17 protein-coding genes are annotated in these 16702 nt (G+C 34.1%); 6 read left to right on the forward strand and 11 right to left on the reverse strand.

Features of this window, described 5'->3' with window-relative positions; genetic code table 11:
* Positions 1 to 2 precede the first annotated feature (2 nt).
* Both INR76_RS12945 and INR76_RS12950 read left to right on the forward strand, forming a co-directional pair.
* Positions 3 to 704: a lycopene cyclase domain-containing protein gene (locus INR76_RS12945; RefSeq protein WP_223108372.1), complete on the forward strand. Its 702-nt coding sequence runs from the start codon at positions 3 to 5 to the stop codon at positions 702 to 704.
* Positions 701 to 1186 carry a nucleoside deaminase gene (locus tag INR76_RS12950; RefSeq protein ID WP_223108373.1) on the forward strand — a complete coding sequence of 162 codons (486 nt, stop codon included), beginning with the start codon at positions 701 to 703 and terminating at the stop codon, positions 1184 to 1186. Before INR76_RS12945 ends, INR76_RS12950 begins: the two co-directional genes overlap by 4 nt.
* On the opposite strand, the gene INR76_RS12955 is transcribed toward INR76_RS12950, so the two are convergent.
* Positions 1183 to 1761, reverse strand: coding sequence for a TlpA disulfide reductase family protein (locus INR76_RS12955; RefSeq protein WP_223108374.1), 579 nt, complete (start codon positions 1759 to 1761; stop codon positions 1183 to 1185). The two genes, INR76_RS12950 and INR76_RS12955, sit on opposite strands and share 4 nt — an antisense overlap.
* A gap of 93 nt (positions 1762 to 1854) precedes the next feature.
* On the opposite strand from INR76_RS12955, the gene INR76_RS12960 reads away from it, so the two are divergent.
* On the forward strand, positions 1855 to 2532 hold the full coding sequence (locus INR76_RS12960) for a hypothetical protein (protein ID WP_223108375.1): 678 nt from the start codon (positions 1855 to 1857) through the stop codon (positions 2530 to 2532).
* Between the two features lie 85 nt (positions 2533 to 2617).
* Here the strand turns inward: INR76_RS12960 and INR76_RS12965 are convergent, their stop codons facing one another.
* From INR76_RS12965 to INR76_RS12990, 6 genes are all read right to left on the reverse strand, one after another.
* On the reverse strand, positions 2618 to 4882 hold the full coding sequence (locus tag INR76_RS12965) for an aconitate hydratase (RefSeq protein WP_223108376.1): 2265 nt from the start codon (positions 4880 to 4882) through the stop codon (positions 2618 to 2620).
* 248 nt (positions 4883 to 5130) lie between these two features.
* Positions 5131 to 5331: a hypothetical protein gene (locus tag INR76_RS12970; RefSeq protein WP_223108377.1), complete on the reverse strand. Its 201-nt coding sequence runs from the start codon at positions 5329 to 5331 to the stop codon at positions 5131 to 5133.
* Positions 5331 to 6284, reverse strand: coding sequence for a MoxR family ATPase (locus tag INR76_RS12975; protein WP_223108378.1), 954 nt, complete (start codon positions 6282 to 6284; stop codon positions 5331 to 5333). The genes INR76_RS12970 and INR76_RS12975 overlap by 1 nt, the downstream gene beginning before the upstream one ends.
* Positions 6285 to 6322: 38 nt before the next feature.
* Positions 6323 to 7771, reverse strand: coding sequence for a peptidylprolyl isomerase (locus tag INR76_RS12980; protein ID WP_255592690.1), 1449 nt, complete (start codon positions 7769 to 7771; stop codon positions 6323 to 6325).
* A complete protein-coding gene (locus INR76_RS12985) occupies positions 7764 to 8612 on the reverse strand; it encodes a peptidyl-prolyl cis-trans isomerase (RefSeq protein ID WP_223108380.1) in 849 nt (282 codons plus the stop codon). Before INR76_RS12985 ends, INR76_RS12980 begins: the two co-directional genes overlap by 8 nt.
* A complete protein-coding gene (locus tag INR76_RS12990) occupies positions 8612 to 10570 on the reverse strand; it encodes a peptidylprolyl isomerase (RefSeq protein WP_223108381.1) in 1959 nt (652 codons plus the stop codon). Before INR76_RS12990 ends, INR76_RS12985 begins: the two co-directional genes overlap by 1 nt.
* Before the next feature lie 175 nt (positions 10571 to 10745).
* Here INR76_RS12990 and INR76_RS12995 point away from each other — a divergent pair, with 175 nt between their 5' ends.
* Positions 10746 to 11210: an SRPBCC family protein gene (locus INR76_RS12995; RefSeq protein WP_223108382.1), complete on the forward strand. Its 465-nt coding sequence runs from the start codon at positions 10746 to 10748 to the stop codon at positions 11208 to 11210.
* Positions 11211 to 11307: 97 nt separating this feature from the next.
* Positions 11308 to 11814 (forward strand): OmpH family outer membrane protein, encoded by a 507-nt coding sequence (locus tag INR76_RS13000; protein WP_223108383.1) that lies wholly within the window; start codon positions 11308 to 11310, stop codon positions 11812 to 11814.
* Between the two features lie 32 nt (positions 11815 to 11846).
* Here INR76_RS13000 and guaB read toward each other — a convergent pair whose 3' ends face one another.
* A complete protein-coding gene (guaB, locus tag INR76_RS13005; RefSeq protein WP_223108384.1) occupies positions 11847 to 13319 on the reverse strand; it encodes an IMP dehydrogenase in 1473 nt (490 codons plus the stop codon).
* 204 nt (positions 13320 to 13523) lie between these two features.
* Between guaB and INR76_RS13010 the strand changes: the two genes are divergently transcribed.
* Entirely contained in the window at positions 13524 to 13772 is a 249-nt protein-coding gene (locus tag INR76_RS13010) for a hypothetical protein (protein WP_223108385.1), read from the forward strand.
* 5 nt (positions 13773 to 13777) lie between these two features.
* On the opposite strand, the gene INR76_RS13015 is transcribed toward INR76_RS13010, so the two are convergent.
* Genes INR76_RS13015 through INR76_RS13025 form a run of 3 tightly spaced genes read right to left on the reverse strand, consistent with a single transcriptional unit; the run spans position 13778 to position 16676 of the window.
* On the reverse strand, positions 13778 to 14254 hold the full coding sequence (locus tag INR76_RS13015) for a heme-binding domain-containing protein (RefSeq protein ID WP_223108386.1): 477 nt from the start codon (positions 14252 to 14254) through the stop codon (positions 13778 to 13780).
* A gap of 18 nt (positions 14255 to 14272) precedes the next feature.
* Positions 14273 to 15811, reverse strand: a complete 1539-nt coding sequence (locus INR76_RS13020; RefSeq protein ID WP_223108387.1) for a bifunctional UDP-sugar hydrolase/5'-nucleotidase — start codon at positions 15809 to 15811, stop codon at positions 14273 to 14275.
* Between the two features lies 1 nt (position 15812).
* Positions 15813 to 16676, reverse strand: a complete 864-nt coding sequence (locus INR76_RS13025; RefSeq protein ID WP_223108388.1) for a hydroxymethylglutaryl-CoA lyase — start codon at positions 16674 to 16676, stop codon at positions 15813 to 15815.
* Between the last annotated feature and the right edge of the window lie 26 nt (positions 16677 to 16702).

Genomic DNA, 16702 nt, shown 5'->3' on the forward strand with positions numbered 1-16702 from the left:
TAATGAACAGTTTGTATTTATGGCTCAATATTGGGTCATTGAGTATCCCTTTTTTATTTAGTTTTCATCCCAGACTTCAGTTTTACAAAAAATGGCGTTCTTTCTTTCCGGCACTTTTTATAATGATGGCAATCTTTGTCACGTGGGACATCATTTTTACTCATAATGGTTTTTGGGGTTTTAATGATGTTTATCTCATTGGCGTCTATCTTTTTAATCTTCCAATAGAAGAATGGCTGTTTTTTATATGCATTCCATATGCTTGTATCTTTACTCATTATGCGTTACACGAGTTATTTCCGAAGTTTTCTTTATCTGAAAAATTTACCTCAAGGTTTTATGTAATCTTGGTAAGCAGTTTAATTATTTTGTTATGGTACTTCTACAGTAGTTGGTATACACTCATTAGCTTTGTTTATGCATTAGTACTTTTAGGCCTTGTTTATAATTATAGAAAGAGGTGGCTTATGGAGTTTTTACCTACTTATTTTATCATATTTATTCCTTTTTTTATAGTAAATGGAATTTTAACCGGCACCGGAATTGAAGATCAAGTGGTATGGTATAATGACTTAGAAAATATGGGCGTAAGAATGGTAACCATTCCTGTTGAAGACAGTATTTACAACCTCGGAATGCTATTAACAGTATTTGTTCTAACCGAATATTTTGAAAAAATATATACTAAAACTCAAAAAGCATGAGTACCATCACAGCAGATGATAAAAAGTTTATGAAACGTGCTATTGCCCTAGCTGAAAAAGGAATGAATGCTAATGCAGGAGGACCTTTTGGAGCGGTCATTGTAAAAGATGGAAAAATAATAGCCGAAGGTCATAATTGTGTTACTTCTACCCACGACCCTACTGCGCATGCCGAGGTTGTTGCCATTCGAAAAGCGTGTGAAAAGTTAGGTTCTTTTCAATTGACAGACTGTATAATTTATACCTCTTGTGAGCCTTGCCCTATGTGTCTTGGCGCTATTTATTGGGCGCGTCCAAAAAAGGTTTTTTATGCTTGTACCAGAGAGGATGCAGCAGAAATAAACTTTGATGATCAATTTATCTATGACGAATTAGATAAGAAAATTAAAGATAGAGTTATCAATTTTACAAACATTCTTCGAGAAGAAGCGGTAACTGTTTTTAATAAATGGAGTACTAAAAACGATAAGACCCTTTACTAGATTGATTCTTCTAGTAACCTATCCAAAATTTCTCTTGTTTTTTTGCTATCCCAGTCTGCAACACCTACTTTATTAACACGTATCTCTCCATCTTTGGCAATTACATAGGTAGTTGGTAAAGAACTTGATGTCAATAACCTTGGTGCTTTGCTGGTTTGTATATACACAGGAAATGTATATTCTTTTTTATCCATAAAACGTTGTACTACTTCTTTTTCTTCAGAGGTTACAAAATAAAAATCAACTTTATTTCCGTAGGCATCATACAGTTTTTGAAGAGAAGGCATTTCAGCAATGCAAGGGGGGCACCACGTTGCCCAAAAGTTAATTAAAACTACTTTCTTTTTTGATTCTGAAAAGTATTTGGTTCCTCCCTCTAGCTGCTCTAATTGCCAAGTATAGTCTTGAAGTACTTCACTTTCTTCGGCATCAATTTCAGAAGGGCTAAAAGATACCAGTCGCTGAATAAATACCTGTATGGGCATTCTCGTTTGTGGTAGTAATAATAAAACTAAAACACCAATAAACAGAAGGTTACTTTTATTCTTTTGAATGAATAACTTGATTTTTTTCATAAAATTTTGTTAATATTCTCATTTTGTCCACTTAATTTGCCTTTTATTTTTAGCTTTATATACATTCTCAGTGGTCAACAAATCTATTATCAAATGAAATTAAAAGTACTTATATTTTTTCTCATTACATACCCAGTTTTGTCACAAGTAGGTATTGGTACAACTAGTCCTAATGCAACATTAGACATTAATGGTGATTTAATTATCGGTGAGGTAGTTGACGAGATTGATAATACTGTAGCAGAAAGTTCAATATTAGTCTCCTCAGGTACAGGTTTGGTAAAAAAAGTATCTTCAAAGCAAGTATATGAAAGTAATATAAAAACGGCCATTAAAGGAAATTTTTCTACCGGCGGTACAACAATAGGAATCACCCTAGGGTCAAATTATGCAATTGTTCCTTTCAATAATTTGGATTTTGATGTTAATAATGAATTTGATACAGCTACATACACTTTTACAGCAAAACAAGATGGAATTTATGATATTTATGCTCAAATTAATTCATCTGGAGGACTTGCAGTTTCAACAAATTATGGTATTCAAATCTTGAAAGGTACCGAGGTTATTGCACAGCAAAATTTTGCTAATATAAGTGTCTCTTTGGTAGTAGGAAGCATAAATGTAACGCCGCCTGTAAGAAGTGTTCAAACTTTAGTTGAGCTTTCAGAAAATGAAACAATTCAATTTCGATTATTTACAAATTTGGCTAGTGTTAGTCTACTACGCTCAAAAACTGATAGTTTTTTTACCATTCACCAAATACGATAATTTTACTCCCCGGTAATTTTTTTTTAAAAAAACTCCTTTCAAAAAAATTGAAAGGAGTTTTTAGTATGTAAAAAATAAATATCAGTTAGGCATTCTGCTTCTTGATTAAATTAAGTGCAGAACCTTCACGATACCATCTTATTTGAGCATCATTGTACGTATGGTTAGCCATTATCGTGTCTTTACTTCCATCTTTATGAACCACTTCAATTGTCAAGGGTTTATTAGGAGCAAAATCTGCTATATCCAAAAAGTTGAACGTATCGTCCTCTTGAATTAAATCATAATCTGATTCATTTGCGAAGGTTAATCCTAGCATCCCTTGCTTTTTAAGGTTTGTTTCGTGGATACGAGCAAATGATTTTACCAAAACAGCAGCTACTCCTAAGTGTCTAGGCTCCATTGCTGCGTGTTCACGAGAAGATCCCTCTCCATAGTTATGATCTCCTACTACAATTGTTTTAATTCCTTTTGCTTTATATTCACGTTGTACATCCGGAACGCCTCCGTATTCACCGTCTAATTGGTTTTTAACAAAGTTTGTTTTTTTGTTATATGCGTTTACCGCTCCAATTAAACAGTTATTTGAAATATTATCTAAGTGTCCTCTATAACGCAACCAAGGTCCAGCCATTGAGATATGGTCTGTTGTACATTTTCCAAATGCTTTGATCAATAGTTTTACACCTTGCAACTCAGAATCTTGAATAGGCTCAAAAGGAGTTAATAGCTGAAGTCTTTCACTATCTTTAGCTACTTTCACTTCTACTCCGCTTCCATCCTCTCTTGGTTCTACATATCCATTTTCTTCTACTTCAAATCCTTGTGGTGGTAACTCAATACCGCGTGGTTCATCAAGTTTTACCTCCTCTCCATCTTCATTTACCAAAGTATCGTGCATAGGGTCAAAGTCTAAACGACCAGAAATAGCAATCGCTGCAACCATTTCAGGAGAACCTACAAAGGCGTGTGTATTTGGGTTTCCATCGGCACGTTTTGAAAAGTTTCGGTTAAAAGAGTGAACAATTGTGTTTTTTTCTTCTCCTTTGCGGTCACTACGGTCCCATTGACCAATACAAGGTCCGCAGGCATTTGTAAATACAGTTGCTCCAAGATCTTCAAACACGTTTAATAATCCGTCACGCTCAGCTGTAAATCTAATTTGTTCACTACCCGGGTTAATTCCGAAGTCACTTTTCGGCTTTAGTTTTTTATCAATTGCTTGTTGAGCAATAGACGCAGCGCGCGTTAAATCTTCATAGGAAGAGTTGGTACACGAGCCTATTAATCCCCAATCAACTTTTATAGGCCAATCGTTCTTTTTGGCTTTTTCACCCAACTCTCCAACGGGCGTTGCTAAGTCTGGGGTAAATGGCCCGTTTAAATGTGGACGCAATTCAGAAAGGTTAATTTCAATTACTTCATCAAAATACTGTTCAGGATTTGCGTATACTTCATCATCGCCTGTTAAGTACTCTCTAATTTTATTTGCCTCATCAGCAATTTCTTCTCTATCTGTTGCTCTTAAAAAGCGCTCCATAGAATCATCATACCCAAAAGTTGAAGTAGTTGCTCCTATCTCGGCACCCATATTACAAATAGTACCTTTACCGGTACAAGATAGATTTTTTGCACCAGGCCCAAAATATTCTACAATAGATCCAGTACCTCCTTTAACAGTAAGGATTCCGGCAACTTTAAGAATTACATCTTTTGACGCTGTCCAACCGTTTAGTTCACCGGTTAATTTTACACCAATTAGCTTCGGAAATTTAAGTTCCCATGGCATTCCGGCCATTACATCTACTGCATCAGCACCACCTACACCAATAGCTACCATACCAAGACCTCCGGCATTTACGGTATGCGAATCGGTACCAATCATCATTCCTCCCGGAAATGCATAATTTTCTAATACTACTTGGTGAATAATTCCTGCTCCTGGTTTCCAGAAACCAATTCCATATTTGTTTGAAACAGACTCTAAGAAGTCAAAAACTTCATGGCTCGTTTGATTCGCACTTTGTAAATCTTTTGCGGCTCCTTGTTTTGCCTGAATTAAGTGATCACAATGTACGGTAGTGGGTACAGCAACTTTATCTTTCCCGGCTTGCATAAATTGTAACAAAGCCATTTGAGCTGTTGCATCTTGACACGCAATTCTGTCTGGTGAAAACTCAACGTAATCTTTACCACGTTCAAAGGCTTCAGTAGGTTTTCCATCCCAAAGATGGCTATAAAGAATTTTTTCAGAAAGGGTTAAAGGTTTCCCGACTATCTCACGTGCTTTGTCAACACGTTCTGCCATCTGGGAATACACCTTTTTAATCATGTCAATGTCAAATGCCATAGTTATATATTTAATTTTTTTTGAAGTTCTGCGAAATTACGAAATTTCATTATAATTTAAAAATGTTTAACGAACTGCGCTAAAAACTGTTTATTTTACAAAGAATTAAAATATTTGATATAAATAATTATCAATTACGTAATTTTTAATATACAAAATTATGAATTTGAAAATCCTTAGGTTTTCAAAAGATTGAAAAGCGAATAAAATGTACTAAAAAAGTTTGATTCTAAATAAGACTTAAACACCTACTTTTTATACATCATCAATAATTTGACAATTGCAATTATTGAACCTACCACAACAGATAAAGAGCCTATTGCAATAAATATTGTAGCATCAACAAAACCAAATTTCCAATGCAAAATTTTAAAAAGAGCGCCAATTGTAATAAGCAACATACCTACAAAAAAGAATATAATAGGCAGTAAAAGCTTTTTAAAATCCATTAAAACAAGCTTTTTATGATTTTTTCAATCGTTAAGCCTTCAGCTTCGGCTTTATAATTTTTTATCATTCTATGACGTAAAATGCCAGTTGCTACTTTTTGTACATCTTCTATGTCTGGTGAAAACTTTCCGCTCAAAGCAGCATTTGCTTTGGCAGCTAGAATAAGGTTTTGAGAAGCCCTTGGTCCTGCTCCCCAGTCAATGTAATTTTTTACAATCTCTGGAGCAGCTTCGCTGTTGGGACGTGTTTTTCCAACCAATGATACGGCATACTCAATTACATTGTCTGCAACCGGTATTTTCCGAATAAGTTGTTGGTATTCTATAATTTCTTCTGAAGTAAATAATGAGTTTACTGTATTTTGAACACCGGCAGTGGTAGATTTTACTACTTCAACTTCTTCAGAAAAGGAAGGATAATCTAAGTTTATGGCAAACATAAACCGGTCTAGTTGAGCTTCAGGCAACGGATAAGTTCCTTCTTGCTCAATCGGGTTTTGAGTTGCTAATACAAAATAAGGCAAGTCTAGTTTATAATGTTCTCCAGCTACCGTTACAGCGCGTTCTTGCATCGCTTCCAGCAAAGCAGCCTGGGTTTTGGGTGGAGTTCTATTAATTTCATCAGCCAAAATGATATTGGCAAATATGGGCCCTTTTATAAATTTAAAGTTTCGGTCTTTATCTAAAATTTCAGAACCTAAAATATCACTCGGCATTAAATCTGGAGTGAACTGTATTCTTTTAAACTGTAAACCCAACGCCTGTGCAACTGTATTTACTAAAAGGGTTTTTGCCAGACCCGGAACACCAATCAACAATGCGTGACCTCCTGAAAATATAGAAAGAAGTACTTGCTCTACCACCTCATCTTGCCCTACAATGACTTTGTTAATCTCTGAGCGTAAATCGGTGTATTTTGAAACGAGTTGTTTAACGGCTGTTACGTCTGACATATTTTTGGTTAAATGTTTATAGTTAAGGCTTCTGACAGTTATTTTTTCATCCAGTTACTTGCAAAATCACAATCTGAATAATCTTCATTCACCTTTACATAGGTTTCTTTAATTTTTTCATTTTGCCACTCTTCAATAGCCTTAACTTGTTTTTGTTTTAATGCTAATTCTTTTACTTTCTCATAATCTTTTGAGAAATCTGCCTCGTGCTCTTCATAGCGGCGAGTTACGGTAAGAAATTTGAATTTTGTTTTTCCGGTTCTATCTCTATCAGAATATACTTTTGAAATTTCATTGGCCTTTAAGTTATAAACTTGGGCACTTAATGAAGGATCCATTTTTGTTAATTCAAAACGTGTATCTCCTGAAACCGGATTAACCAATTGACCACCACTTAAACGGGTTTCTTTTTCATCTGAATATCGCATTGCAGCTTCTTCAAAGGATAGTTCACCGTTTACGACTTTGGTACGAACGCTATCAATTTTGGCTCTAGCAGCTTCTACAGTAGCTTGAGAAACATCTGGTAAAATTAAAATATGTCTTACATCAAGCTCCTGCCCTCTTACTTTATCTACCTGTAGAATGTGAAAACCAAATTCTGTTTCAAAAGGCTCACTTACTTCTCCTTCTTGAAGAGAAAAGGCAGTATCGATAAACTCTTTTGCTAAAGGTGATTTTTTCTGAATACCTTTATACAAACCTCCTTTTGAGCTAGAACCCGGATCTTTTGAATACAAAACAGCTTTGGTTGCAAAACTGGCTCCGTTTTCAACAATATCACGACGTATTTCATTTAATCTATTAATTACATCTTGACGTGCTTCTTCAGTTATTTCTGGCTCAACAACTATTTGAGCTACTTCAACCTCTGCGCCAAAAACCGGACGTTCATCTTCTGGAATAGAAAAGAAAAATTCTCTTACTTCTTCTGGAGTAACCTCAACATTTTCTACAATTTTACGTTGCATCTCACTTGCCAACTGTAGTGTTTTGTTAACTTCAAAAAGTTCTTGCCTTAATTGAGCAATATTATCTTTTCTGTAATATTCTACTACTTTTTCTTCACTACCCAATTCACTAATCATATAATCAAGCTGCTGACCTATTTGTTGGTTAATTTGTGTATCTGAAACTACAAGACTATCTATTTTTGCTTGGTGCGCGTATAGCTTGTCTTCCATCAGCTTTCCTACCAATTGACAACGACTTATATCTTTAATTTCAATACCTTGTTGTTGCATTTCAAGGTAACTTTTATCAATATCGCTATCGAGAATAACGTACTCTCCTACCACGGCACTTACGCCTTCAGCTTTGTAACGCTTAAATGGTTTGATAGAATCTACCTTTTTTTCTGAAACTTTTATTGAATCTTCAGCTTTGTTTTTTACTACGCCTGTACTATCTACCGTCACTACTTCTTGAGCAAGTACAAGACTTGATAAAAGTAAAAAGAACGCTGTCATTGCATTTCTGCTATTCATAGATTTCAAAGTTTTTATTATTAAGTGCATCTTTTGTAATATCCTTTTCTAGTTTTTTTATTAATTCTAGCTTTCTTTGATTCAAAATTATTTGTTCAATTGTAGGCGAAACATAAGAAAGCGGTGCTATATCGCTTGTTTTTAAAACATCTTCAATTTTGACCAAATATACTCCTAATGAATCTTGTACTTGTGTAAAATTTGATTTTTTTAACAATTCGCTTTCTTTGTCTTGCAACGCAGGAAACGTTTGTAACAACGCATCTTTTTTTACCCAAGTAGAGTCATTAAAATTATAGTGAGTAAATTGAATACTTATATCATCTAGATCTTCTTGATCTTTTTTATTAAATCGCTTAAACTTTTCAATAACGCTATTCAGGTTTGTAAAGTTGTTTGATAGTAATATATAACGTACTTTGATTAATTCATCATTAAGTACAAAGTTGTTTTTATTTTCTGAATAAAAGTTTTTTAATTCGTTTTGTGTAATCACACTGTCCAATTGCTGTGCCACAATAGCGTTTTTGTATCCTTCAGCATACAATTCGCTTTTATAATCGTTAACTAGTTTTTGATAAGAGTCGAGTTTTGACTGTGACAAATTAATCTTTGCTTGATCAATTAACAATCGTTGTGTTGCCCAGCGAGTAATATAGGCATTTACAATTACGGCACTATCTTGAGGTGTAGCGTCTACAGGAACTACATCTTTAATATCTTCTTGATATAAGTAATTGTCATTAACTCTAGCTATAGGTTTTTGTTGTGTATCTTGTTTAAAGTAATTACAAGAAACCAATAGCGGTACTAGTAAAATGTATGTTCCAAATTTTATCATTAACCTTCAAGCTCTTTTTTAATTTTTTTAAGTGCTTTTTTGTTGATGGTTATGTTATACTTTTGGCGAAGTTGTTTAAGCCATTCTTTTTCAAGATGTGTTTGATAATCACTTAAAACACTTCCTCTTGCTTCTTCAAGTGGCTTTACACCTGAAGGAATTGTATTTTTAACGTGAACAACTATATAAGAGTCATTTTGATGGTAAATTTCTGAAACTCCTTTTTTGCCTTTAAATCCTTCCGGTAACTGTCTATTCTCTGCTTCAAACATACCGGTTGTTAAGATAACGTTTACTATGTCATCTTTATTTAGTTGCGTTTTAATTTCTTCTCCTGAAATTCCTTTTTTAAATAATGCACTGGCTTTTTCAGCATTCTCTCTAGATGTAGCCGAAATAATTTCAGTATCAAAGCGCTTGTTCCACTTATAGTTTTCTTTATGAGCTTCATAATAGTTTTGAAGTCCTACTGAATCTGTTTTGGCTTTATTCCAGATATTTTTTTCCATTAAATCAAATATTAGAAGTCCATCACGGTATTCTCCTATCACTGCAGCGTATTCTTCATTTTCTTCCTCTAATGCTTCTCTGAAATAATCTTTCAATGCTTGAGTTTCAAACTCGTCATACATATCATTAATTACTGCATGTTTTCTGTTTGAAAAACTCATTCTGCGTTGACGATCGCTAATGTATTCGGCAAAATCACTATACATTACATCTTTATTTCCAATGGTGAATAACACCTTATCATCTTCTGCACTTATTGTGTCATATTGCCACTTGCGCTTTAAAACTTCTTCAGTCACAAACTCATTAAAAAATGGTCTATAATTATTTTTTAAACTGAAACCGTATTTATCTTTTATTTTTTTATTGACTGCAATGGTAACAATTTTTGAGCGACTTCCTTCTTTTACTCGTTTTTCTAGTCTAGCTCGTTCATCTTCAAAACTAGGATCACTAAACGTTTCATCTAACCGAATAATATGCCACCCAAATTCACTTTTTATAGGTTTACTTATTTCGCCAACCTCTTTTAAATCATACGCGGCATTTTCAAATGCTTTTGATTTTAAATCACCTGATGAGAAAGGGTTTAACTTCCCTCCTTTTACGGCAGAATTTTTATCATCTGAATATTGCTTTGCAAGGTTTTCAAAAGATTTTCCTTGTTGCAACATAGCGTACACTTCATTAATGCGTTCTTCAGGATCAAAAGTTCTAGTTCCGCCATTATCCAAAACCATAATGTGAGAAACCCCAATTTTAGGTTTACGTTTTCTTCTATCTTTAACTTTAAGAATGTGATACCCAAACTGAGTTCTTATTATATCTGAAATTTCACCTTCTTTTGTGTTGTAAGCTCCAGTTTCAAAAGGATAAACCATAGAAAAAACTGTAAAGTAACCCAAATCTCCGGCTCTTTCTTTAGCTCCTGGCTCTTCAGAATATTGTTTTACTAAAGACTCAAAGTCTTCACCATTAATAGCTTTTTCACGAACTTCTTTAATTTTATTATAGGCTTTTAAGGTGTCTTGTGGCACATCATCATACCCTACACGAATTAATATATGAGCCGCATGAATTTCTTCCTTACCTCTTTCATAAGCTTCGCGAGCAAGATCTTCGGTAACCTTGTCTTCAAAAATATAGTTGCGTGAAAGTTGTTCTTGATATTTTCTGAATTCTCTTTTAAAGCTATTTGATTCGTTTAGATTTTGTGCATAGGCTTCAGCAGATTTCAGCTTATAATCAACAAATAAATCTAAATACCCCTCAACTGTTTTTTGTGAGTCGTCTTGAACTAATTCTAAGTTCTTTTTATACACACGAACAAACTCTGATGTGTAAACCGGCGAACCATCAATAGTCAACAAAGTTTCTTTCTTTTCTTGAGCAAAAGAAATTGCCGTAACCATAAACATAACAAGTAGTGATATGGAGTATTTATTCATTTTTATAAGTAATTAAATTAAACCTTTTTTTGTGTTGAAGTGGAGCAAAAGTAAAAAAAAGTACCCGTTAAACAAGTATTGAAAGCAAAGGTTTTATCAATTTATTAGCGATAAACCGCTTTCTTAAATAGTTTTCAAAAAAACCGTAAATTGAGCTGAATAAATTTTATAAGTCATGAAATATACTATTGAAATTATCATCAACGAGCCCCGAGAAAAAGTTATTGAAAAACTAGACAATGCAGAAAACTTAAAGCACTGGCAAGAAGGGTTGGTAGATTATGAGCAAATAAGCGGTAATCCTGGAGCTGATGGAAGTAAAATGAAATTGATTTATAAAATGGGTAAACGTGATATGGTTTTAACCGAAACCATTTTACAAAATAAATTACCAGAAAAACTGCTTGCAACCTATGAAACCAAAGGAGTATACAACATTCAAGAAAGTTATTTTAAAGAAATAGATGACAAAACAACCAAATGGATTTCAAAAAATGAGTTTCAGTTTTCAGGCTTTGGGATGAAGCTAATGGGATGGATAATGCCCGGTGCCTTTAAAAAACAAACCAAAAAGTATTTAAATCATTTTAAAGATTTTGTTGAACAAGATAGGTCTGTAATGAAAAAAGACTCTAATTAGATTATAAAACAAGAATTCTATGTAACATAGTCTTTATTTTTAAGTCTTTATCTAGAATTTATGTAGTTTTACACCACACTATAAAACAAAAAAAGGAATGAAATATTTAAATGTACTTTTTCTATTTGTTTGCTTATCAGGATTTTCGCAAACTAAAGTAGGAACTATTAATGTAGATTATATAATCTCAAAAATGCCAGAGCTTGAAACCGTAAAAAAACAAGTTGAAGAATACGGCACTAAGCTAGATACAGATCTTCAAAAAAAGGTAACCGAATATCAAGCAAAAATAGACGCTTACAAAACTTCTGAAGCAAGCCTTACAGAAGAACAAAAAAAGGAAAAACAACAAGAAATTATTGATGCTGAAAATGACATAGCAAAATTTCAGCAAAACGGCTCTAAGCTTATAAGCATTAACCGTGATGAAAAAATGCGTCCTTTATATACAAAAATAGGAGAAGCTTTGGATAAGGTAGCTGAAGCAGAGGGATATACCCAAATTTTAACAGCAAACTCTTCCCTTGCTTATTACAGTAATGATTATGATGTAACTCTTTTAGTTTTAAAAGAATTAGGCATAACTGTAACAGAAGAAGAGTAATACGTATAAAATAACTTTATTGAAGCGTCAAATTATCTAGAATAATTTGGCGCTTCTTTTGTTATGGTAACATCGTGCGGATGGCTTTCATGAATTCCTGAAGAAGTTATTTTTACAAACTTTCCATTTTCTTTTAATGCTTCAATCGAGTTAGCTCCACAATATCCCATACCGGCCCTTAAACCACCAATAAATTGCGTCATACTCTCAACCAATTCACCTTTATAAGGAACACGACCTACAATACCTTCAGGAACTAATTTTTTAATATCATCTTCAACATCTTGGAAATAACGATCCTTTGAGCCTTTATTCATAGCCTCAACACTACCCATTCCTCTATATGATTTAAACTTTCTTCCTTCATAAATGATTGTTTCTCCAGGTGACTCCTTGGTTCCTGCTAATAGAGATCCTAACATTACACAATCTGCACCAGCAGCCAAAGCTTTGGGTATATCTCCTGTGTATCTAATACCTCCGTCTGCAATTACAGGAATACAACTTCCTTTTAAAGCAGCAGCTACTTCTAATACTGCTGAAAATTGTGGAAATCCAACTCCTGCGACTACTCGAGTGGTACAAATTGAACCTGGACCTATACCTACTTTAACAGCATCGGCACCGGCATCTACTAAATATTTGGCAGCTTCTGGAGTTGCAATATTACCAACGACTACATCAAGTTGTGGAAAATTCTTTTTTACTTCTTTTAAAACAGTAACAACTCCTTTAGTATGACCGTGAGCTGTATCAATTATAACAGCATCTACCTGTGCATTAACCAATGCTTCTGCTCTATCTACCGCATCTGCTGTAACCCCAAGAGCAGCAGCTACTCGCAGTCTTCCGTATTGATCTTTATTGGCTGTGGGTTTTTGAGTAAGTTTGGTAATATCTCTAAATGTAATAAGACCAAGTAATGTACCGTCTTTTTCAACTACCGGTAATTTTTCAATTTTATTTTCTTGTAAAATTATTTCGGCATCTTTTAATGATGTTCCTTTACCTACTGTGACTAAGTTTTCAGAAGTCATTACTTCTTCAAGTTTTCTTTCATAGTTTTTTTCAAAACGCAAGTCACGATTGGTTACTATACCTATTAATTTTCCATTATCATCGGTTATAGGAATTCCGCCAATGCTGTATTCTTTCATGGTGGCTTGGGCATCACCTACAGTAGCTGTTTTCTTTAGAGTAACAGGGTCTAGAATCATTCCACTTTCGGCACGTTTTACCTTTCTTACTTCTGCGGCTTGTTGTTCTATTGACATGCTTTTATGCAAAACTCCTATACCTCCTTCTCTAGCAATTGCAATAGCCATAGCGCTTTCGGTTACAGTATCCATAGCAGCAGATACGATAGGTACATTAAGCGAAATATTTTTTGAAAATTTAGTTTCTATTGAAACTTCTCTTGGAAGTACTTCTGAATATGCTGGTACTAAAAGTACATCATCATATGTAAGTCCTTCACCTAGAATTTTTGTGTCGTGTGCGGTCATTGCAATTAAATTTTTATTCCGAAGAAACCGGAAATTAGTTACCGTTTAATTGCGTGCAAATATACGATTAAAAGTTGAGTTCAACTAAGGTAAATGTGGCTTTTATTTTTATTCAATCTAAAAATAAAACACAGCAAAACAGCTATTTAAATTGTTTCTAAAACAAAGCATCTGTACTTTTAAGTAAATTAAAAAAGAAATACTATGGCAATTAGACTAGCAAACAACTGTATAAATTGTGATAATTTGATGGATGGCAATATTTGCGCTATTCATAAAGTGATGGTTAATACTCATTACACTTGTGACAATTTTGAAATGAAAGCAAAGCTTAACGACGAGCGAAACTGTGTAACTTGTTCACGTTATCAAGAAAGTGATTGTGCAAACCCTGATAAGGCAGCACCTGGAATGTTATGTGCAGCTTGGGCTCCTCAACAGGCTAATGCATAAATGTATTAATAAGCAATAGAAACTTTTAATTGAGATTTGTACTGTAAACGAACCAAACCTGCCCATTGTAGTAGTAGTTTTTGTTCGTTTTCAGACATATCTCCATGTAGTAGCTTATAAGAATTTAAAGGCATTTCTTCTTTCTCAACCATTTCTACCAACTCTTCTATTTTTCGATCTTTTTTCTTGGCTGAATAAGTATTCCATTCAGAAACGTTAAAATGTGATTTTCCGTGATTGATATGCTCATTTATAAAGAAAGAAATGGGAGCTATCTCTGCATACCATGGATATTCTGTATGATTGCTGTGGCAATTGTAGCAGTTTTCTTTTAAAATTAATGACACATCTGAAGAGGGTTTTGTTTCAGTTTCAAATTCTGAAATACTCTCGTATCCATTAGTGTTTTTTTCAGGTCTTATAAATTGAAGAATTATTAGAATAACCAATAATCCTTGAAGTATATACTTTACTATTTTCATACCTGAAAATGATATTTTCTAAATGGATTTTAAATATGCTATTACTGCTTTTCTAATATCTGAAGCTAACTCCGTTTCTTTAGGTTCGTAAATTTTTACAATTCCACTATTTTTTGGTGTTAAAAAGGGAATATCAAGACCTTTTAACAAAAAGTCACTTACGGCAATGGTATAAGTTTTTTTGTAGTTTATAGGTTTTCCTGCTATTAACCATCCTGAAGAACTTTCTTCAATTTTATACCGTTGTAAATAAGCTCCATTGCCACGTTGAGATTTACCATAGTCTAAAACTTCTTTGAGCAAATCGCCTTTCATATCAACTTTAAGCACAGTTCCTCCAAATGGTAAAACCCTAAATATATCAACACTTGTCAAATCACCTTGAAGCATGTCATCTACTCTAAATGAACCTCCATTAACAATTGCTGCATCTACATTATAATTGTATGCAAATGCCATTGCTTCTGTAACGCGATCTCCTAGATTGGTTTGAATGCTTCTATTAGCACTATCTGTACCGTCAAGAGGTGTTTTGGGTCTATAAACTACTTCATTTGTATTAGGTATCACTTTTGAAAGTTCAGAATCTAAAACTTCATTCCATTTATTTACCACTCGCTCAACATTTGATTGTAATGGTATTTTTTCATCTAAGTATAAGATTTTTGAATTTACATATAAAACCTGTGTACGCAAGTTGTAAACCAATGTATGTATGTACATTGAGATGGCATTTGCATCTGCCTTTGCAATTACCGTATTCCCTTCTCTTTGTAGGTTACTTACGTGCTCGTGACCTCCCATAATTAATGGAATTTCTGGTAATTCTCTGGCAAGCTGAACATCTTGATCAATTTCTAAGTGGGTTAACCCTATAACAAAATCTACTTTTGGATATACCAAATCATAAGCTCTCTTAGCTTCTTTGTAAACATTTCCGTAGTGAACGTATTCCTTTGGGTTTGAATCTAATGTCACACCTATAAAACCAAACCGCACTTCATTTCCTAGTGAATCTTTTACAAAAAGTGTTTTATATTCTGAAATAGGTTCATATCCCATTTCTAATTTTGTTTCAAAAGGGCGTTTGGCACCGTCTGGAGTTACGTGCAACACATTTGATGAAACCCAAGGAAAAGTAGATTCGTTAAGGCGTTGTTGAAGTTCTTCTTCAGTAAGATCAAATTCATGATTACCAAAAGTAACAAGGTCAAACCCTACTGCATTCATTACTTCAACCATTTGCTTACCTCGTATGCGTTCACCATCTTTTTTTAGATTTCCTAACAATGATGGATTGAGAAAATCTCCAGCCATAAACAGAAATGTATTGGGATTTCGCTCTTTAATGGAGTCTCTCACATATGCTACGCGTGCCATTCCGCCGTATTTACCCCCTTGTAAAGGAGCAATTTCATAGACATCGTTAACTTGTAAAAATTTAACTGTGACTATTCCATCCCCGTAAAAGGGTTCTTCGGGTATTGGCTCTAAAAGCGCACAACCGTACAATAGAAAAAAGAATGCAAAAACAGGTAGTAAAAGTATTCGTTTCATCTTAATGATATTTACTGAATATTTTAGTTGCTTCATTATGGGCACTTTCAAATGCCATAGGATTTACATTACAATCAGCTTTTTCAGTAGTGAAATAACTTAACATTTTCTCTGTCGGCATATTTCCTGTTAATTCGTCTTTTGCCATAGGACATCCTCCAAAACCCTGTATGGCACCGTCAAACCTATAACAACCAGCCTTGTATGCAGCATCTATTTTTTCATGCCACTTGGCGGGGGTTGTATGTAAATGAGCTCCAAACTCTATATGGGGATAATGGGGAATCAAATTTGAAAACAAATAGTCAATGATATCGGGTGTTGAGGAGCCTACCGTATCACTCAATGATAAGATTTTTACACCCATGGCAGATAACTTTTCTGTCCATTCTGCAACAATCTCAACATTCCATGGGTCTCCGTAAGGATTACCAAAACCCATTGATAAATAAGCAACTACTTGTTTATCGTTTGCTATAGCCAAATTAAGAATTTCTTTCAAAATATCAATGGATTGTGCAATTGTTTTATGCGTATTACGCATTTGAAAGTTTTCTGAAATAGAAAAAGGATAACCTAAGTAGCCTATTTCAGGGTGTTTGACGGCATCTTCGGCACCTCGAACATTTGCAACAATTGACAGTAATTTACTTTCTGTAGTAGATAAATCTAGTTTTGAAAGCACTTCGGCTGTATCTTTCATCTGCGGAATTGCCTTTGGAGAAACAAAACTTCCAAAATCTATCGTATCAAAACCACACCGTAACAGCGATTGAATATACTGTACTTTCTTTTCTGTTGGAATCCAATCTTTTATTCCTTGCATTGCGTCTCGAGGACACTCTATGAGTTTTACTTTTTGCATTACCTCAAAGATACTAGATTTTAACA

It is taken from the genome of Marixanthomonas sp. SCSIO 43207, assembly GCF_019904255.1.
Lineage (GTDB): Bacteria > Bacteroidota > Bacteroidia > Flavobacteriales > Flavobacteriaceae > Marixanthomonas.